Raw genomic sequence first — 19,371 nt, forward strand, 5'->3', positions numbered from 1 at the left:
TACGAGGACATCGACGAGAAGGGCGCCGCCACTCTGATCGACGGGCTGCTCGCGCGCGGGCAGGGGCTGACGCTGGGCACGGAGGAGACCTGCGAGCTGCTCGGCCGGTACGGCGTCCACGTCCGCCGCGCCCTGCCCGCCCCCACCCCCGAGGCCGCCGTCGAGGCCGCCCGCGCCCTCGGCTATCCCGTCGCACTGAAGGCCACCGCCCCGCACCTGCGGCACCGCGCCGACCTGGGCGGCGTACGGCTCGACCTCGCCGACGAGGAGCAACTACGCCGCACCTACGCCGAGTTGACCGAACTCTTCGGCAAGCCCGAGCAGTTGCGGCCGGTGGTGCAGGCGATGGCGCCCCGAGGAGTCGACACCCTGGTCCGCGCGGTCATCGACCCCGCCGCCGGCGCCGTGCTCTCCTTCGGGCTCGCCGGAGCCGCCTCGCAGCTGCTCGACGACATGGCGCACCGCCTGGTCCCGATCACCGAACGCGAGGCCACCTCGATGATCCGGGCCATCCGCACGGCCCCCCTGCTGTTCGGCTGGCGCGGCTCGGACCCGGTCGACACGCCCGCGCTGCAGGAGCTGCTGCTGCGCGTGTCGCGGCTGGTCCACGACCATCCGGAGGTCGTCGCCGTCACCCTGGAGCCGGTCGTCGTCGCCCCGCGCGGGCTGAGCGTCCTGGGCGCCAGTGTGCGCCTGGCACCCCCGCCCGCCCGCGACGACCTCGGCCCGCGCACCCTCCCGGCGTACTGACCGGGGTTTTCCCACCCCACGGCGGTGCCTCGCAGTCGGCGCGCCACCGTAGGATGGACCGCATGGCCAAGACCAGTACGACGACCCAGGGGCTGCGCGCGGCGATCGAGCGCAGTGGCTACTACCCGGCTCTCGTGGCCGAGGCGGTGGAGGCCGCCGTGGGCGGCGAGCCCGTCCGGTCGTACCTGGTCCACCAGGAGACCACGTTCGACCAGAACGAAGTGCGACGGCACGTGACGGTGCTCGTCCTCACCGGCAACCGCTTCATCGTCAGCCACACCGACGAGCAGGCCGCCGACAGCACCTCCCCGACGCCGTACGCCACGACCTCCACCGAGTCGGTGAAGCTCGGCCGGATCTCCTCGGTCGTGGTCAGCCGCGTGGTCGCCAACCCGGAGCAGTACACGCCGGGCACCCTGCCCCGCGAGGTCGTGCTGACCATCGGCTGGGGCGCCGTCTCCCGCATCGACCTCGAGCCCGCCGCCTGCGGCGACCCCAACTGCGAGGCGGACCACGGCTACACGGGCAACTCGACGGCCGACGACCTGAGCCTGCGTGTCAGCGAGGCCGGGGACGGCCCGGAGACGGTGCGCCAGACCCTCGCCTTCGCGCAGGCCATCTCCGAGGCGACCGCGGACCTGACCCGCTGATGGCGACCCGCCCGTCTCCCGCCGCCGCCCAGGGCCCCGCCGCCCGGGCCCAGGGGCGCCCCGTGCCCGCCCCCGCCCCCGCCCCCGCCTGGGACGACCAGCCGCAGCCCCTGGCCGTCGAGTCCGCGCCCGTCCCGCAGTACGGGTCCGGCTCGCTCGCCGACCTGCTGCCCACACTGGCCGCCGGCATGGGCGTACCGGAGATGACCGCCGCGATCCCCGAGCTGACCCCCGTCGACCGCGCCTGCGTCTTCCTGATCGACGGCCTCGGCTGGGAGCAGCTGAAGGCACACCCCGAGGACGCCCCCTTCCTCACCTCCCTGCTCGCCGGTTCCCGCGGCGGCACCGGCCGCCCGCTCACCGCCGGCTACCCGGCGACCACGGCGACCTCCCTGGCCTCCGTCGGCACCGGCCTGCCCCCGGGCGCCCACGGCCTGCCCGGCTACACCGTGCGCGACCCGGCCACCGGCGAGCTGATGAACCAGCTCCGCTGGCAGCCGTACACCGACCCGGGCACCTGGCAGCCGTACCCCACCGTCTTCCAGCTCGCCCAGCGGGCGGGCGTGCACGCCGCCCAGGTGTCCTCCCCGGCCTTCGAGAGCACCCCGCTCACCAGGGTCGCGCTCAGCGGCGGAACGTTCCTGGGGCGGCTGACCGGCGAGGAGCGCATGGACGTCGCGGCCGAGCAGCTCGCCGCCGCCGACCGCGCCCTCGTCTACACCTACTACTCCGAACTCGACGGCGCCGGCCACCGCTACGGCATCGACTCCGACACCTGGCGCGGCCAGCTCATGCACGTCGACCGGCTCGCCCAGCGCCTGGCCGAGCAACTGCCGCCCCGCAGCGCGCTCTACGTCACCGCCGACCACGGCATGATCGACATCCCGTTCGACGAACAGCACCGCTACGACTTCGACGAGGACTGGGAACTGCGCGCCGGAGTCGCCCTGCTCGGCGGCGAGGGACGCGCCCGGCACGTCTACGCGGTGCCGGGCGCCGAGAGCGACGTCCTCACCTGCTGGCGCGAGGTGCTCGGCGAGCAGTTCTGGGTCGCCTCCCGCGACGAGGCCGTCGCGGCGGGCTGGTTCGGGCCCCGGATCGACGAGCGCGTGTACGCGCGGATCGGCGACGTGGTCGCCGCCGCCCGCGACGACGTCCTGCTCATCGCCTCCGAGCGGGAGCCCAAGGAGTCGTCGATGGTGGGCAACCACGGCTCGATGACCCCTGCCGAGCAACTGGTCCCCCTGCTCGAAGTACGCTCCTGACCGCCACCACCCGCACCCCGCCCGCCGCCGCACTCTCACCGAAAGGTGCCCAACTGCTCATGCCCGAGCTGGTGTTCTTCTCCGGAACGATGGACTGCGGGAAGTCGACACTGGCTCTGCAGATCGAGCACAACCGCTCCGCGCGCGGACTGGCGGGCATCATCTTCACCCGGAACGACCGCGCCGGGCAGGGCAAGCTGTCCTCCCGCCTCGGCCTGGTCACCGACGCGGTGGAGGTCGAGGACGGCGTGGACCTGTACGCCCACATCGTCGACCACCTCTCGCAGGGCGGACGCGCCGACTACGTGATCGCGGACGAGGCCCAGTTCCTCGCACCCGGGCAGATCGACCAGCTCGCGCGCATGGTCGACGACCTGGAGATCGACGTCTACGCCTTCGGCATCACCACCGACTTCCGCACCAAGCTGTTCCCCGGCTCCCAGCGCCTGGTCGAACTCGCCGACCGGGTCGAGGTGCTCCAGGTCGAGGCCCTGTGCTGGTGCGGCGCCCGCGCCACCCACAACGCCCGCACGGTGGGCGGCGTCATGGTCGTCGAGGGCGCCCAGGTGGTCATCGGCGACGTGACCCGCTCCACGGACGAGATCGGCTACGAGGTCCTGTGCCGCCGCCACCACCGCCGCCGCATGACGGCCGCCTCGGCCCGCGCGGCGGCCCTGTCCCCGGACGTCCTGCCGGTGACCGCCGACTGACCAGTGCCGGAGTGACGGCTGGACGGGTTCAGTCGCCGAGGGTGAACGCGAGCTCTCCTTCGCGTAGTTGGTCCTCGGTCTTGGTGAGGCCGCCGCGGTGGGAGATCTCGACCGTGTAGAACTTCGAGCCCGGCGTGATGTCGTCCACCGTGAAGGGGAACTCGCAGCCCTGCTCCGTCTTCTGACCGAAGCCGAGGCTCCCCACGGCGACGAGGGTTCCGGCGGCGTCGGTGATGGTGACCTGGGTGCCGAGGTCGATGTCGGAGTAGCCGCCCGTCCCGGAGCACAGCTCGCCGGAGTCGAGATCCGCGCCGACCCCGGCGACGGTGAGCGTCCCGTCGGTACTGAACGGCGTCTTCGTGTCTTCGGCCTGGTCGGCGGTCGCGGAGGGAGAGCTGCTCGCGGCGGCTTCGGGCGCGTTGGTCTCGTTGCCGTCGGCCAGCGACATCCCCGCCCAGCACGCTCCCACCACGGCGGCTCCGAGACCGGCACCGATCGCGAGGACGGTGGCACGCGACAGCCGCGACCAGCGGGAGGCGGGGGTGGCCGGCGGGTGGTAGGGCATGGCAGGCGGGTGGTAGGGCATGGCAGGCATCGGCCCGGTCGGCGCGGAGGCCGGGTTACCGGCCGTCTCCTGGACCGGCTCCAGGTCCGTGGCCGACGGGTGGTCTGGCTGCTGCTCCGGGGCGGGCATGGCGGAACTTCCTCTCGGTTCGAGGGCGCGGAGGCGCGGAAGGGTGGGGGTGTGGAGGTACGCAGGAAGAAGGACGTGGTGGGGCGGCCCGGCTCCCGGCCGGACCGCCCCCGGGTCCGCCGCGTCCCCCCCACGAGCGCGGCGGCGTGTGCGGCGGCCGGTCAGCTGACCCTGGTCCACTTCTGGCAGCCCTTGCTCTGGAAGTACTCGCCCTTGTTGAGCGTCACGCGGCCCTGCCCCTGGAGGTTCTCGTTGGCGATGATCGCGCCGAACTCCCCGGAGGCGTCCTTGGTGCGGGCCCAGTAGCAGTTCTCGATGAAGCCGCCCTTGTCGGGCCCGGCGGTCTTGTACGTACCGGCCTGCATGTCCTCGCCGACGAGGTACTGCCCCTCGCCCTCGACCGTGGTGGCCGGTCCGGGCTTCTTCGCCGGCTTCGGCGTGACCGTGACCTTCTCGGTGACCGTGGCGGCCGGCTTCGGCTCGCCGCCCCCGGGGGCCGCGGTCTTGGTGACGGTGACGGCCGGGGCGGGAGCGGCGGAGTCGTCGGTGCCGCCGGAGTCCCCGCTGCCGCCGATGCCGGTGCCGACCATGAGCGCGACGAACGCGGTCGCGCCGTGGGTGAGCCATGCCTTGCGGTGCGACGGCTTCGGTCTCATCGGCTGCCCCATCGGGGCCTGCCAGCCACCGGGCGGCGGGACCGGCGGCGCGGCGCCCCAGTTCGGCGCACCACCGGGGCCGGAGGGCTGCGGGGTGCTGTGCGGCATCGGGGGCGTGTGACTCATCGCGGTGGTCCTCCGGTCGGCGTCTTGACACTTGATGACCACAAGATGCCCACCACCCCGGCATGTGAAGTTGAATATCCCTGATAACCCGTATTATCAGTCGAGTTGTGCTATGCCTCCCGGACTGCCTGTAGATTGCTGATCCGCCCTGCGGAAAAGGGGCGGACCACGAGGCGCGAAGGCGAGGACGCCGGCCTCAACGGTCCAAGGGGAGAGGGGGGACAAGCCCGATGGCGATGCACCCGGCCGCGAACACGCCTCCCGTCATCCTGCCCGAAACCCCGGCCTGGCGGATCACCTACGCCGAAATCGCCGCCCTCGCCCAGGTCAAGCGTCCGGTCCCCACCACCTGGGCCCGCCGCCACCCCGACTTCCCCGCCCCCGTCGCCCACGAGGACGGACGTCCCCTGTTCGACGCCCGTGCCGTCGTCGACTGGCTCGCCTCGACCGGCCGCGGCAACACCGACCCGCGCCGCCTCCGCGCCGAGTTCGCCCTGCACACCCTGGCCGCCTGGCGCACCCCGTCCCTGCCGGCGTCCGCCCTGATCGGCGCCCTGACCTCCCTGGTCTGCCTGCACCAGCAACTCGACGCCCCCGTCGCCGACGGCCGCCCCTGGAACACGGTCCTGGAAAGAGCCGCCGACCTCGACCCCGACGACCGCTTCCTCCTCTCCGAGCTGCGGGCCCTGCCCGACCCGGACCGCACCGGCCCGGCCCTCGCCGAACTCGCCGACGAACTGATCGACGCTGCCTACAACCCCGCCGAGGCCTTCGACTGGATCCTCCAGGCCCGCCACCGCCTCGGCTCCCGCGCCCTGACCGCCGACGAGCCAGCCCCGGCCGTGGTCCGTGCCCTCACCGCCCTCTCCGGCGTCGACGCCCTCGCCGAGGGCTCCGTGGTCGCCGTCCCGCACGCCCGCGCCGGCGACCTCCTGGCCGCCCTCCACGACCACGCCCCCGAGGAGTCCGGCCACACCTACCTCGCCGCCGACCCCGACCCGGCCCGCGTACGCCTCGTACGCCGACGGATGCTGGTGCGCGGGGTGTACGAGTTCCGGCTCGACGTCGCCCACGGCGAGGAACTCTCCGCCGACGAGGACGAATGGGGCTGCCCGGACCTCCTCGTCTGCGCCCTGCCCTACGAGGCCGCCGAGACCCGCGATGCGAAGACCGTCCTGGACCGGGTCGCCGCCCTCACCGACCACCTCGACACCGGTTCCACCGCCGTCGTCCTCGGCCCCGCCGACGTCCTCACCGGCCCGCTCGCCCGGCACGGCGACGCCGACCGCCTGCGCCGCTCCTTCCTCGAGCCCGGCCTGCTCAAGGCCGCGATCAGCCTGCCCGACGGCGCCCACCCCTTCCGCCCCGGCTACCGCACAGCGGTCTGGCTCCTCGCCCGCGTCCCCGAGGAGCAGCGCACCGGCCGCGTCCTCCTCGCCGACTACTCCGCCCAGCCGCTCACCGAACCCGTCCTCGACACCCTCGCCGAGGACATCGCCATCTGGCGCACCTCGGGCTGGACCCCCGACCCGCGCCACGAGCCGCGCCACGCCGCCATCGTCCCCGGCACCGCCCTCGACGGCCGCCCCGGCGCCCCCTTCACCCCGCAGGACCGCTCACTCGCCTCCCGCCACACCCGGACCGTCGCCGAACGCCCGGCGGCCATCGCCGACCTGGAACGCCGCCTGAGCGACCTCCACGAACGCTCCCGCACCCACGAACTCCGGCTGAACGCCCACGCGGAGCTGCGCCCCGAGAGCCGGCCGGTGCGCCGTACGTCTGTCGCGCGGCTCCTGCGCACCCGCCGCCTGCGCCGCCGCCCCGGCCACCGCTTCGCCCCCGAACACCTCACCCCCGAGGGCCACTACCCGGTCCTCACCCCCGAGGAGATCCTCGGCACCGCCCGCATCGGCGGCCGACGCATCGACCGCGGCATCCTCCTCACCGCCTACGAACACGCCCAGTTCACCGAACCCGGCGACCTCGTCGTCACCGCCAACCCGCACTTCGGCGTGTACGTCGAGACGGAGGGCGTCTGCCTGGTCGCCGCCCCTGCCCGCATCCTGCGCGTCCACCCCGACGCCGACCCGCCCCTACGGCCCCGGGTACTGGCCGCGTTACTGCGCGCGGCCGCCGCCGAACACGCCCGCACCAGCGGCGCCGTGCGCGCCTCCCGCCGTATCGAGGACCTGGTCGTCCCCGACCTGAACCGCGTCGAGGCCGACCTCTACGAGGCCGTCCTCGCCGAGATCGAGGGCCGGGCGGCGCTGCTGCGCGAGCAGACCGCCGCGCTCGACGACCTGACCCGCGTGATGGCGGCCGGCATGGCCGACGGCACGCTCACCATCCAGCACGTTCCGCATCCGCACACCGGCACTCACTGAAGGAGATGGTCCACCCGATGCCTCTAAACAAGGGGAAGCCCGCCGACCAGGCGGAGCTGTTCAGCGCCTCCACCGCCAAGGAGATCCAGGACATCCTCTGGAAGGCGGCCGACAAGCTGCGCGGCTCCATCGACGCCGCCCAGTACAAGGAGTTCGTCCTCGGCCTGATCTTCCTGAAGTACGTCTCCGACGCCTTCGAGGAGCGCCGCACCGAGCTGGCCAAGGAACTCGCCGAGGACGGCATCTCCGAGGACCAGATCGGCGACTTCCTGGAGGACCGCGACGAGTACACCGGCGCCCACGTCTTCTGGGTCCCCGAGACCGCCCGCTGGTCCTGGATCGCCGCCAACGCCAAGGCCCAGGGCGTCGGCAAGCTCCTGGACGAGGCGATGGACGCCATCATGCGCGAGAACGCCTCCCTCACCGGCGTCCTCCCCAAGATCTTCAACCAGGACCGCGTCGACCAGAAGCGCCTCGGCGAACTCGTCGACCTCATCAGCGACGCCCGCTTCGGTGGCAACGAGGACAAGCCGGCCCAGGACCTGCTGGGTGAGGTGTACGAGTACTTCCTCGGCAACTTCGCACGGGCGGAGGGCAAGCGGGGCGGCGAGTTCTACACGCCGAGCTCCGTCGTCCGGCTGATCGTCGAGATCCTGGAGCCGTACGAGGGCCGGGTGTACGACCCGGCGTGCGGCTCGGGCGGGATGTTCGTGCAGGCCGCCAAGTTCATCGAGGCACACCGGGGGCGCGGCCACAAGGCCGACATCTCCGTCTACGGCCAGGAGCTCAACGAGCGCACCTGGCGCCTGGGCAAGATGAACCTCGCCATCCACGGCATCGACGGCAACCTCGCCGCCCGCTGGGGCGACACCTTCGCCGACGACAAGCACCCCGATCTCAAGGCCGACTTCGTGATGGCCAACCCGCCCTTCAACATCAAGGACTGGGCGAGGGACGAGACCGACCCGCGCTGGAAGTACGGCGTCCCCCCGAAGAACAACGCCAACTACGCCTGGCTCCAGCACATGATCTCCAAGCTGGGGGAGAGGGGCACGGCCGGCATCGTCCTGGCCAACGGGTCCATGAGCTCGCAGTCGAGCGGCGAGGGGGAGATCAGGCAGGCGTTGGTGGAGGCCGACCTGGTGGCGTGCATGGTCGCGCTGCCTGCGCAGCTCTTCCGTACGACGGGCATCCCCGCGTGTCTGTGGTTCCTGTCCAAGGACAAGTCTCCGCAGGGCGCCCGGCGGCTGGACGACCGACGCGGCGAGATCCTGTTCATCGACGCCCGCGCGATGGGCGAGATGGCGGACCGGACGGAACGAATCCTGCCGGAGGCCGACCTTAGAAAGATCGCCGACACCTACCACGCCTGGCGGGGCACGGCGTCCGCGCGGGAGGCGGGGCTGACGTACGAGGACGTGCCGGGCTTCTGCCACTCGGCCGACCTGGAGAAGGTGCGGGAGCACGGGTACGTGCTGACGCCAGGGCGGTACGTGGGGGCTGTCGAGGCGGAGGAAGAGGACGCCGAGGCTGTTGCCGAGCGGATCAGCAAGCTGGCGGAGGAGCTGTATGAGCTGTTCGACAAGTCGGCGGAGTTGGAGAAGACGGTGCGCGAGCAGCTGGGGAGGGTCGATGTCTGACGGACGCCGTTCTTATACATTTCAGGAATTGATTAGTCAGAACGCTCTGGAAATCGGAGATGGGTACCGCGCCAAGAACTCGGAGCTTGGTGGGAGCGGTCCCGCCTTCATGAGGGCTGGAAGGCTCAGCACTCGTGGGTGGGATTGGGATGGGATCGAACGATTTCATGCATCGCTGGAGAGTAAGGTAGCGGGGAAGACATCTCGCCCCGGTGACACGGTTATCACGACTAAGGGAAACAGCACAGGAAGGACTGGTTATGTCCCGCCAGGTACTATTTCTTTCGTTTACTCGCCGCACCTGAGTTACTGGCGTTCGCGGGACGTAAATATTATTGATGGCCGCTATCTTCGCTACTGGGCGATTAGCCCGGAGTTGATGGAGCAAATCAAGTCTCTTGCGCATGGCACGGACATGGCGCCCTATCTGAGTCTCAGCGATCAGAAGCGCCTGTTGATCACCCTGCCCAATATTGGTGATCAACGCGCGGTCGCATCTGTGCTCGGGGCGCTGGACGACAAGATCGCCGTCAACGAGTGCATCGCGTCCACTTACGAGCAGCTGCTTCAGTGCCGTTACGCGGAGCTAGGCCTGACTGAGGAGCCGAATCCTGAAACGGCTATGCTGGTTACTGGCCTTGTCACCTTCAACCCGAAGCTCGCGAAACCCGCTGCAGGTGAGTCCATCTACGTGGATATGGCGGCACTTCCGACCCGCTTGGCCAGTATTCCTACGTGGACTCGAAGGGTGCCGAAGCCAGGCCCAAGGTTCATGAATGGTGACACTCTTCTTGCCCGCATCACCCCTTGTCTGGAAAACGGCAAGACCGGCTACGTCGACTTCATGGAAGATGGCGAGGTTGGCCTTGGTTCCACCGAGTTCATCGTGATGCGCTCGCTCCCCGGAGTGCCCAGCGAACTTAGTTATTTCTTGGCGCGAGACAGCAGGTTCCGTGCTCATGCCATCCGCAATATGGTTGGCACGTCCGGGCGACAGCGGGTCAGCGCGGTGGATGCCGCGAACTACCAGGTGAACCGGCCTGACGCGGACGCGTTGGCCGCCTTCGGTGAGGAAGCCTCGGCCGCGTTTACCCACACGAAGTCGCTGCAAGCGGAAAGCCGCACCCTCGCAGCCCTCCGCGACACCCTCCTCCCCCAACTCATGTCCGGCCGACTCCGCGTCAAGGACGCCGAGAAGATTGTCGAGGACGCCACATGACGACGCGTGACGACGGAAACGAACCCGACGACAGAACGCACCGCCGTCCCACCGAAGCCGACTGGGAAGTGCTCACCCTCGACGAACTCGCCGAGTTGGACTGGCTGCCGGCTTCCGGCAACGAGTTCGCGCCCGGCTCCGGGCACCGGAAGTCCTGGGACGACCTGATCCTCTACCCGGACCTTCAGGAGGCGATCGAGCGCCTGAATCCCGACCTCCCCCCGGACGCCGTCCGGGAAGCCGTCGCGACCGCCGCCACCCCCGGCTCCCAGGACACCTACGAGGAGAACCGGACCGCCCACCAGCACCTCACCTCCGGTATCCGATCCGTCACCTACACCGACTCCTTCGGCGCCGAGCACAACCCCACGATCCGCCTCGTCGACCTGGCCGACCCGGACGCGAACACTTACCGCGCCCTGAACCAGGTCACGGTGATCGACGGCGACAAGAACCGCCGCTTCGACGTCGTCCTGTACGTCAACGGCCTGCCCCTCGCCGTCGTGGAGCTGAAGCGCGCCGGCGACGAGGACGCGACGCTGCAGACGGCGCACGCCCAAGTAGCCCGGTATGTACAGGAGTTCCCCACCGCCTTCCGTTACAACACAGTCGTCCTGCTCTCCGACGGCATCACCGCGAAGTACGGCACGCCGTTCACCCCGTACGAGCACTTCGCCCCGTGGAACACGGACGAGTTCGGCGCCCGCGTCGACCCGCTGACCGCCGACGGGTTCGCGGAGTCGGGGCAGAACCTGGCGATCCACGGCCTGTTCACCCAGCCCCGCTTCCTCGAACTCACGCAGTCCTTCATCAACTTCGTCCCGTCCAAGCGGATGAAGCGGATCGCGAAGCCGCACCAGTACCACGCGGTCACCCGCGCCGCCGAGGCCGTCCGTACCGCCTCGGCCAGCGACGGCAAGGCCGGCGTGGTCTGGCACACCCAGGGGTCCGGCAAGTCGGAGGAGATGGTCCTCACCACCACCATGGTGATGAGGGACCCGGCCCTGCTGAACCCCACCGTCGTGGTCGTCACGGACCGCACGGACCTCGACGACCAGCTCTACTCGACGTTCCAGGAGAGCGAGATCCTCCCGGAGACGCCCAAACAGGTCGTCACCCGCGCCGAACTCCGCGAGGAGCTCGCGGCGAAGAGGACGGGAGGGATCCTCTTCACCACGCTCCAGAAGTTCGGCAAGACGAAGGAGGAGCGGGAGTCGGGCACCGACCACCCCATGCTCTCCGACCGCCGGAACATCGTCGTGATCGTCGACGAGGCCCACCGCAGCCACTACGACGACCTCAACGGCCTCGCCCGCCACCTGCGCGACGCGCTCCCGCACGCCACGCTGCTCGCCTTCACCGGAACGCCGATCTCGGAGGCGGACCGCAACACCCGCGAGGTGTTCGGCGACTACATCGACGTCTACGACCTCAAACGCGCCGCCGACGACGGTGCGACCGTGAAGGTCTACCACGAGAGCCGTGTGATCCAGCTCGTCCTGGACCGCGACGTCGACCCGACCACCATCGACGAGGAGGCCGACCGCATCACCGACGGCCTCGACGACACCGAGCGCCGCCGCGTCGAGCAGGCCGTGGCGACGATGAACGCGATGTACGGGGCACCGGCCCGGATAAGGGATCTCGCCGCCGACCTGGTGGAGCACTGGGAGGCCCGCCGGGAGCGGATGCAGCCGTTCGTCGGTGTCTCCGAGTCGGGCGGGGCGTCCGGCAAGGCCATGGTGGTGTGCGCGACCCGCGAGATCTGCGTACGCGTCTACGACGCGCTGCGCGAACTGCGGCCCGAGTGGCACAGCGACGAGTTCGACAAGGGCGTCATGAAGATCGTCTTCTCGTCGAACTCCCGCAAGGACACGGACGCGCTGCTCGCCCACGCGCTGACCGACAGCCGCCGCAAGACGGTCATCAACCGGGCCAAGGACCCCGACGACGAGCTCGAACTGCTCATCGTCAACAACATGCTGCTGACCGGCTTCGACGCCCCGCCGATCCACACCATGTACCTGGACCGGCCGCTCAAGGGCGCCAACCTGATGCAGGCCCTGGCCCGCGTCAACCGCCGCTTCCGCGGCAAGGAGGACGGCCTCCTCGTCGGCTACGCGCCGCTGACGGAGAACCTCCAGAAGGCCATCGCCGAGTACACCGAGGCCGACCAGCGCGACCGCACCCTCGGCCAGGACGTCGAGCGCGCACTGGACGAGCTGCGCAACGAGTACGACGTCCTCACCGGCATCCTGCGCGGCTTCGCCTGGGAACCCCTGCTCGACAAGCCCGACCCCCGGGCGTTCGTCGACGCGGCTCTGCGGACGGCCAACCACCTGCTCGATCCCCGCACACCCGGCAACAACCCCGAGCAACTCGACGACCCGAGCCAGACGCTGGGCCGCCGTTTCCGTGACCACGCCTACCGCCTTGAGCGCTTCTGGGCGCTGGCGGGCAGCTCGAAGGAGGTCGGGGACCGGTTCACGGACAAGCCGGCCTGGAAGCGGCACATCCAGTTCTTCGTCGAGGTCCGCGCCTACATGGCGAAGCTGGACGCCATGAACCGCGAGGCGCGCGGCCTCCCCGTCGCCCGCGACATCGAGCTGTACCTCGCCCGGTTGACGTCGTCGGTGGTGGAGACCGGCGGGGTGACGGACCTGTTCGCCGAGGCAGGGCTGGAGACCGCCGACCTGACCCACCTCAACGACGCGCTCGTCGCCCAGCTCCAGAACAGCGACACCCCGCACCTGGCCGCCGAGGCACTGCGGCGACTCGTCGAGCGGAAGATGCGCGAGGTCACCCGGCACAACATCGTCCGGCAGACCACGTTCTCCCAGCGCCTCCAGGACCTGATGGTGCGCTACATGCGCCAGCAGTACACCAGCGCCGAACTCATCGCCAAACTGGTCGAGATGGCCAAGGAGGTCGCCGCCGACGCCCGCCGCGGCGAGAAGTTCGCCCCGCCCCTGAACTGGCGCGAACTCGCCTTCTACGACGCCGTCGCCGACCACGGCACGGCCCGCTCCCTCATGGGCGACGAGGTCCTGGCGGGCATCGCCCGCGAACTCGTCACCGAGGTCCGCCGCCAGCTCAAGCCCGACTGGATCGCCCGCGAGTCCGTCCGCGCCCGCCTGCGCAGCACCATCAAACGCCTCCTGGCCCGCAACAACTACCCACCGGACCAGCAGAAGGAGGCCATCGACCTGGTCCTCCGCCAGATGGAACACTTCGCCAACGAATGGTCCGAGAACGGGGTCCTGGACGCCTGACCGAGCACACCCGCACCTACGTGAGAGCCCTGCCGCCCGACGGAACCGGCAGGGCTCTCACGTAGGTGCGGGTGTCAGACGCGCCGCTCCGACGAGGCCGACCCGACGAACCCCGCCCACGCCTCACGCGAGACCGTGAGCATGGGCCCGGCGACAGTCTTGGAGTCTCGGACGTGCACGGCTGCCGTACCGGTCGCGACCTCTACGCATTCGCCGCCTTCGGCTCCGCTGTAGCTGCTCTTGAACCAGGCGAGGCCGGAGACGACGGTCGAGGACTCAGCGTTGTTCATAGCGATCCCAGATACCCTTCGATGAGCTCCAGTGACTCTCGCGAAGTGAGAGCCTGTGACCGGATGATCCCATAGCGTGCGGCTGCGAGAGCCGTCTGTTCCGGGTCAGTCTGGAGAGCACTGGTTCCCTGTGCCTCGGCATACATGAACTTCTTGCCGTGCTTGCGTGTGACGATGGTGAATGGTCCGTCCACGCCTGCGTTGTCCTCGCAGTCGAGCGACATGACCTGGAGCGTGACGTTCCGCTTCTGGCCGGTTAGGAGCAGATGCTCCAACTGCCTCCGCAATACGCCCTTTCCGCCGTACCGGTGTCGCAGCACCGCCTCTCCGATCACGAAGCCCAGGAGCGGGGCGGGCCAGCGGTCGAAGATGTCCTGGCGGGCCAATCGCGCTGCGATCCGCTGCTCAATGGTCTCCTGGTCCAGGATCGGGCACCGCATGGCAAGCACGGCTCGCATGTACTCCTCGGTCTGTACCAGACCGTTGAACACGAGCGTGCTGTACGAGACCAGCTCAATGGCCTCCTTCTCCAGCGCCGCCATCCCCTGGAAGAACACCGGATACTGAGCCCGCTCCACCTGCTCCTTCCACACGGTCAGCAACCCGTCCGCCCGCAGTACCTCATCGGCCCGGTCGATCGTCCGCGGCAGCGGAATCCTCCGCCCCTGCTCGAACGACGCCACCGTGGACGCCGAGTAGCCGAGCCGGCGGCCGAACTCCTCGCGGCCCAGGCCCTCCCGCACCCGCAGCGTCTTCATGGTCTGCCCGAACGCGTCCACCACGCCCCGCCCGGCCTCGTCCCCCGGCCGCCGCCCGGCCCCGTCGTCGTGCTCCCAACTGTCCCCGAGACTCATGACCGCTTGCGCGCTGCCCTGTTCGCGTTCTCCGGTCTCCGCACCCTTGCGCTCTGCCATCTCCATCACCACCTCCTTGGCCCAACACCCCCGCAGCAGAAGCCGTTACGGCGCGCGGCTCCTACACGCGCGTACAACCCGCGTACAGCCGCCCCTTGTCGCTGCGTCACTGGTCAATCACGTTACGCGACCAACAGGGCCGTAGTGGACGAAACAACCAAACTGATAACGAGTGTTATCGCCTCCACCAAAGCAAAAGCCTCTCGCCCACCCCTACGGTCCTTCCCGTCGACAGGCACCCCAGCGGCCCCGCCGCACCCCACCGCCTGTCGGTGCTCGCCCCTTCCACGTCGGACACGGGAATCACGGGAGACACCACATGGACGCGACGGACCGCGGCAACTCGCTGCCCCTGCCGGAGCTCGTCGAGGCACGGCTGGCCGAGGACACCAAGCTCACCGAGGCGGTGAAGGCCCTGATCCGGGAGGTGCTCGGCGACTCCGGGAACGCCGGAGGATCCCGCACCTCCGCGGGCCCCACCTACCTGGGAAACATCACGGTCACCGGCTTCCGCGGCGTCGGTTCGAAGACGCTGCTGAAGCTGCGGCCGAAGCCGGGGGTCACCCTCGTCGTCGGACGCAACGGCTCCGGCAAGTCGAGCATCGCCGAGGGCATCGAGACCCTGTTCACCGGGACCAACGCGCACTGCTCCGGACAGCACCCGAACCGCGCCGTGCGCTGGCGCAACCTGCACAACGACGAACGGACCGCCGTCGAGGCCAGGTTGGCGATCGAGGGCGACCCGTCGCCGAGCACCCTCACCCGCACCTGGACCGGTGACGCCTTCACCGACTCCCAGGCCGTGCTCAGGCGGCCGGGACACGGCACCATCCCGCTGGAACAGGCCGGCTGGGAACAGGCGACCCGCGTCTACCGCCCGTTCCTGTCGTACGTCGATCTGGGCAACATGATCAACGGCAAGCCGGCCCAGATGTACGACAACATCGCCGCGATCCTCGGACTCGAGTACCTCAACGCCGCCGCGCGGCGGCTGGCGGCCAGGAAGAAGGAACTCCAGGCCGTCCAGGACGCCGAGAAGGAGAAGAAGCCGCTCCTGCACGCGGCCCTGGAGGCGGCCGGGCACGACGACCGGGCGCTCAAGGCACTCCTGGCGGTGGACGACAAGGGCGGCCCGGACTACGCCGTGCTCGACGCCCTGATCGCCGGCGTGCCCACGGCCGACGAGGGCCGGCTGCGGGAGGCGCGTCTGGAGGCCGAGGCCCAGGGCCCCGACCTCGGGCGGGTCGGCTCCGCCGTGGACGAGCTGCAGCGCGCCGTGGCCGACGCCGAGGACCTGAAGGGGACCGCGGCCGCCGACGCCCACAGCAGGGCCGAACTGCTCCGGGCGGCCCTGCGGCACAGCGACCGCCACGCCGACGACACGGCCTGCCCGGTCTGCGGCACGGAACAGGTCCTGGACCGGGAGTGGGCCAGGCGCGCCGAGGCGGAGATCGCCGCCCTCCTCCAGGAGGCCGAAGCGGTACACCGGGCCGAAGCCGGCCTGCGGACCGCGACGCGCACCCTGCAGGACCTGATCCACGTGCCGCAGAAGTTCCCGGCCGCGCTCGCCGACCCGTGGCGGGCCTGGGGCGAGTGCCGGGGCATCACCGACCCCTCCGAGCTCGCCGAGCGCGCGTTCAAGACCGCGGTGACGCTGGCGGACGCGTGCGAGATCGTGGCCAGGACGGCGCGTGAGGAACTGGCGGCCAAGGACGAACGGTGGCGCGAGGCCGTCGGCCTGCTGGCCGAGTGGACGAGGCTCTCCCGGGAGGCCGAGGCCGCCAAGCCCCGCAGGACGGAGGCCAACGCCGCCCACACCTGGATCAAGAAGCTCACGGCCGAGATCCGCGACCTCCGCGTCGACGCCTTCGCCGACCACACGCAGCGGATCTGGGAGAAGCTCCGCCAGCAGAGCAGCGTCGACCTGAAGGACGTCAGCCTGCACGGCAGCGAGAAGGCGACCGTCCGCAAGCTGATCATGGACGTCACCGTCGACGGCACCGAGGCTCCCGCCCTGAGCGTCATGAGCCAGGGCGAACTGCACTCGCTCGCCCTCTCCCTGTTCCTGCCCCGCGCCGCCACGGCCGACAGCCCCTTCGGCTTCGTCGTCGTCGACGACCCCGTGCAGTCCATGGACCCGGCGAAGGTCGACGGTCTGGCCCAGGTCCTCGACGAACTCGGCCGAGACCGGCAGGTCGTCGTCTTCACCCACGACACCCGGCTCCCGCACGCCTTCCGCAGCCAGGGCCTGCCGGTGACCGTGCTCAAGGTGGAGCGCGGTGAGAGGTCCAAGGTGAGCGTCACCTCCGGGACCGACCCGGTCGAGGAGGCCATCGACAACGCCATGGCCCTCGCCCACACGGAGAACTGCCCCGAGACGGCACTGCAACACGTCCTGCCGTCACTGTGCCGCGAGGCCCTGACCACGGCGATCGTCGAAGCGGCCTGGCTCCGCCGGAACCGCACCGGGCAGCCCGCCGACCGTCTGCAGGCCGCCATCGACGCGACCGACCGGCTCCTCCCGCTCGCGTCCTTCGCCCTCTTCGACGACGGCCGCGTCCACCCCGACGAGGACGTCAAGAACCGCCTCCGCGCCCAGTACGGCAGCGAGGCGACGACCCTGATCCACCAGTGCCAGCAGGGCGCCCACCCCGGCGGATTCCTCCCGCGGGACCCGGTCGCCTTCGTCAGGAAGGTCGAGGACCTCGCCGCCAGGATCCGCAAGCCGGAGGTGAACGCCTGATGCCCGCCACCCGTACCAGCACGGTCGCCGCGCTCCTCGCGACCGCCGACAGCCTCCTCACCGACCCCCTGAGCGGCGGCCCGTCGACCCGGGCCGGCCGTGACCGCGGCGCGGCCTACGCCCTCCGCATCGCCCTGGAAGCCGCCGTCGACAAGGTCCTCACTTCCGAGGAAGCCGGACTCCGCGCCGTCAGCACGCGCGCGAAGCTGCTCTGCCTGCGCCACTACGCCGGCCCCGACCTGGCCCGCCGCGCCGGCGCACTCTGGAGCCGGCTCAGCACGGGCTGCAAGTACCACCACGACGAGATCGGACCGAGCCACACCCAGGTACGCGCCTGGCAGACGGCCGTCGAGACGCTCGTCGCGGAACTCACCGCGCTCGGAGCGGTCCTGGAGTTCCCTCAGCAGACGGGCACGGGGCGCCCGCCGATTGAGGAGACGACGGCAACTTACAACGCTGAGCACACGTAGAGACCACCGGCAACGAGCTCTGCCCCACCGGGAACTGTTGCAACGGCCGATAGGGTTTCGCGCTGTGGAAATCGGATCTTTGGTTGAGCAATGCGACGGCAACGCCGTACGTCGTGTAGGTACCGTTCGCGCACTGAACGAGACAGAAGTCGTCATTGAGTGGGAAGGCGGTGAGAGTGAGCATGTGCCCGTTCCGATGCCGGAGTCGGTGAGGACTCTCGTCCCGGGGTCGATCCGGTACAGGGCCGCCACCGACCTTGCGGCGCTCCAGGGGGAGTTCGAGAGCGACCCTGAGAAGGTGCTGGTCGAGCTGATCCGTGAGCTGGGCGAATGGGTCACCATCACCGGGCTCCGGAAAAGCGTGGAGAGCCTGGGGATCGAAGCGCTCATGTCGCTCGACGAGTGGGGCCAGATGCGTCAGTCGCTCCTGGCTCATCCTCGTGTCTGGCAAGACAGCAAGCGCCGCTTGCGGTGGAAGGAAGGCGGAAGCAGGTCCCGGAACTCCCGTCGGCAACTGTCGGCACCCGAGGCGCTCCAGGAGTTGACTGGTAAGTCCCGCAGGGCGAGTGCCGCAACCAGACAGTCGCTGTCCGTCGTTGTGTCCGCAGGACTGGATGAGCTGTCACCGTACGAACGGCTCGCGGCGCATGCGCTCGACGTGCCTGTGGCCGAGTGGCCGCAACGCTGGGCAGAGCCTCATCCCGAGCGCGTGTCCGAAGAGATCCGCCTGGTCGCTGTCGAGCACATCGCCGAAGTGACGCGCGCCAGGGGCCGCATCGTCCTCCCCGGCAACGAACCCGGCCCGGCCGCGAGGAAGTCCGCGGAGATCCCGTCGTCCCTCGATCTCCTGCCGTTGCTCGTTCCCCTCGTGGCGATGCCGGCTCCGAGCCCCGCAGCGGACAAGGCGGCCAAGACGCTGGGCGGCGAGCACGCGTGGGACGGTTTGCGGGCTGTCATGGACTGCTTCGAACAGGCGCTGTCCGCGGACTTCGCACCGGACCAGGAGGACGGGCTGGCTCTCCTCCTGACCAGGGCCACAGGACTCCTGAAGACGGCGTTGATGAGGCGGCCCAAGGAGGATGACGCTCCGTGGCTGGACTTCGTGGAGGAAATGACCTTCCGGGCCTGCGCGTTGCTGGCCGACGCCCGGACCCGGGAGCGGTCTGACGGACCCGTGCGGGAATGGGCTCAGCACGTGGCCGGGCATCCGGCCATTCCCACCGAGATTCGGGAAGCGGCCAGAACCGCCCAGGTCGCTGCGGCGGCCGAAACCACCGATGTGGCTGGGGCGGACAACGCGGTTGACAGCGAAAGGAGGGATGAAGACCGGGATGCCGAGGTTGCACCCGAGGCGTCCACGGTGCTTGTGGGGGAGACCGAGTCCACGGGCGTCGAAGGGATGGGCGACGCCGGCACCGTCGTGCCTCCGGACGCCGAGATCGCGGCCGACGATCCTCCCCAGGACGTGTCGGAGGGCGCCCCGGACGAGACGCCGACGTCGGCGAAGGAGCCAAAGCGGGACTTGCGGGCCGAGATCGCGGCCTTGACCCGCCTGTTGGAAAAGGAGCGGAGCAGCGCCGATGCGGCT

The 19,371-nt window shown here is 70.1% G+C and carries 15 protein-coding genes; 11 read left to right on the forward strand and 4 right to left on the reverse strand.

Annotated elements, in window-relative coordinates; genetic code table 11:
- From RH94_RS25740 to RH94_RS25755, 4 genes are all read left to right on the forward strand, one after another.
- Positions 1 to 750 (forward strand): acetate--CoA ligase family protein (locus RH94_RS25740; RefSeq protein WP_199881059.1); only part of this gene is annotated, 750 nt, incomplete at its 5' end.
- Between the two features lie 53 nt (positions 751 to 803).
- Positions 804 to 1,400 (forward strand): DUF5998 family protein, encoded by a 597-nt coding sequence (locus RH94_RS25745; RefSeq protein WP_073950379.1) that lies wholly within the window; start codon positions 804 to 806, stop codon positions 1,398 to 1,400.
- Positions 1,400 to 2,665, forward strand: a complete 1,266-nt coding sequence (locus RH94_RS25750; protein ID WP_234426056.1) for an alkaline phosphatase family protein — start codon at positions 1,400 to 1,402, stop codon at positions 2,663 to 2,665. The genes RH94_RS25745 and RH94_RS25750 overlap by 1 nt, the downstream gene beginning before the upstream one ends.
- 59 nt (positions 2,666 to 2,724) lie before the next feature.
- Positions 2,725 to 3,375, forward strand: a complete 651-nt coding sequence (locus RH94_RS25755) for a thymidine kinase (RefSeq protein WP_073950381.1) — start codon at positions 2,725 to 2,727, stop codon at positions 3,373 to 3,375.
- 28 nt (positions 3,376 to 3,403) lie between these two features.
- Here RH94_RS25755 and RH94_RS39045 read toward each other — a convergent pair whose 3' ends face one another.
- The gene (locus RH94_RS39045) at positions 3,404 to 4,069 is read right to left on the reverse strand and encodes a hypothetical protein (protein ID WP_079189182.1); all 666 of its coding nucleotides are present in this window, start codon (positions 4,067 to 4,069) and stop codon (positions 3,404 to 3,406) included.
- A gap of 161 nt (positions 4,070 to 4,230) precedes the next feature.
- Complete coding sequence (locus RH94_RS25765; RefSeq protein ID WP_234426057.1) at positions 4,231 to 4,851, reverse strand: hypothetical protein; 621 nt, start codon at positions 4,849 to 4,851, stop codon at positions 4,231 to 4,233.
- A gap of 230 nt (positions 4,852 to 5,081) precedes the next feature.
- Here RH94_RS25765 and RH94_RS25770 point away from each other — a divergent pair, with 230 nt between their 5' ends.
- The 4 genes from RH94_RS25770 (at position 5,082) to RH94_RS25785 (ending at position 13,366) form a co-directional block, all read left to right on the forward strand.
- Positions 5,082 to 7,235 carry a hypothetical protein gene (locus RH94_RS25770; protein WP_073950385.1) on the forward strand — a complete coding sequence of 718 codons (2,154 nt, stop codon included), beginning with the start codon at positions 5,082 to 5,084 and terminating at the stop codon, positions 7,233 to 7,235.
- Between the two features lie 17 nt (positions 7,236 to 7,252).
- Positions 7,253 to 8,875: a class I SAM-dependent DNA methyltransferase gene (locus tag RH94_RS25775; RefSeq protein ID WP_073950527.1), complete on the forward strand. Its 1,623-nt coding sequence runs from the start codon at positions 7,253 to 7,255 to the stop codon at positions 8,873 to 8,875.
- Positions 8,876 to 9,254: 379 nt separating this feature from the next.
- A complete protein-coding gene (locus RH94_RS44610; protein ID WP_079189183.1) occupies positions 9,255 to 10,094 on the forward strand; it encodes a restriction endonuclease subunit S in 840 nt (279 codons plus the stop codon).
- Entirely contained in the window at positions 10,091 to 13,366 is a 3,276-nt protein-coding gene (locus RH94_RS25785; RefSeq protein ID WP_073950387.1) for a type I restriction endonuclease subunit R, read from the forward strand. The genes RH94_RS44610 and RH94_RS25785 overlap by 4 nt, the downstream gene beginning before the upstream one ends.
- A gap of 74 nt (positions 13,367 to 13,440) precedes the next feature.
- Here RH94_RS25785 and RH94_RS25790 read toward each other — a convergent pair whose 3' ends face one another.
- Both RH94_RS25790 and RH94_RS25795 read right to left on the reverse strand, forming a co-directional pair.
- Positions 13,441 to 13,656, reverse strand: a complete 216-nt coding sequence (locus RH94_RS25790; protein WP_073950389.1) for a DUF397 domain-containing protein — start codon at positions 13,654 to 13,656, stop codon at positions 13,441 to 13,443.
- The gene (locus RH94_RS25795; protein ID WP_073950531.1) at positions 13,653 to 14,570 is read right to left on the reverse strand and encodes a helix-turn-helix domain-containing protein; all 918 of its coding nucleotides are present in this window, start codon (positions 14,568 to 14,570) and stop codon (positions 13,653 to 13,655) included. The genes RH94_RS25790 and RH94_RS25795 overlap by 4 nt, the downstream gene beginning before the upstream one ends.
- A gap of 319 nt (positions 14,571 to 14,889) precedes the next feature.
- On the opposite strand from RH94_RS25795, the gene RH94_RS25800 reads away from it, so the two are divergent.
- The 3 genes from RH94_RS25800 to RH94_RS25810 form a co-directional block, all read left to right on the forward strand.
- On the forward strand, positions 14,890 to 17,313 hold the full coding sequence (locus RH94_RS25800) for an ATP-binding protein (RefSeq protein ID WP_073950391.1): 2,424 nt from the start codon (positions 14,890 to 14,892) through the stop codon (positions 17,311 to 17,313).
- Complete coding sequence (locus RH94_RS25805; RefSeq protein ID WP_073950393.1) at positions 17,313 to 17,783, forward strand: hypothetical protein; 471 nt, start codon at positions 17,313 to 17,315, stop codon at positions 17,781 to 17,783. Before RH94_RS25800 ends, RH94_RS25805 begins: the two co-directional genes overlap by 1 nt.
- Before the next feature lie 64 nt (positions 17,784 to 17,847).
- Positions 17,848 to 19,371: hypothetical protein (locus tag RH94_RS25810; protein WP_158073093.1), on the forward strand; the 1,524-nt coding region annotated here is incomplete at its 3' end.

The sequence above is a fragment of the Streptomyces kebangsaanensis genome (genome assembly GCF_001906585.1).
In the GTDB taxonomy this organism is placed as follows: domain Bacteria; phylum Actinomycetota; class Actinomycetes; order Streptomycetales; family Streptomycetaceae; genus Streptomyces; species Streptomyces kebangsaanensis.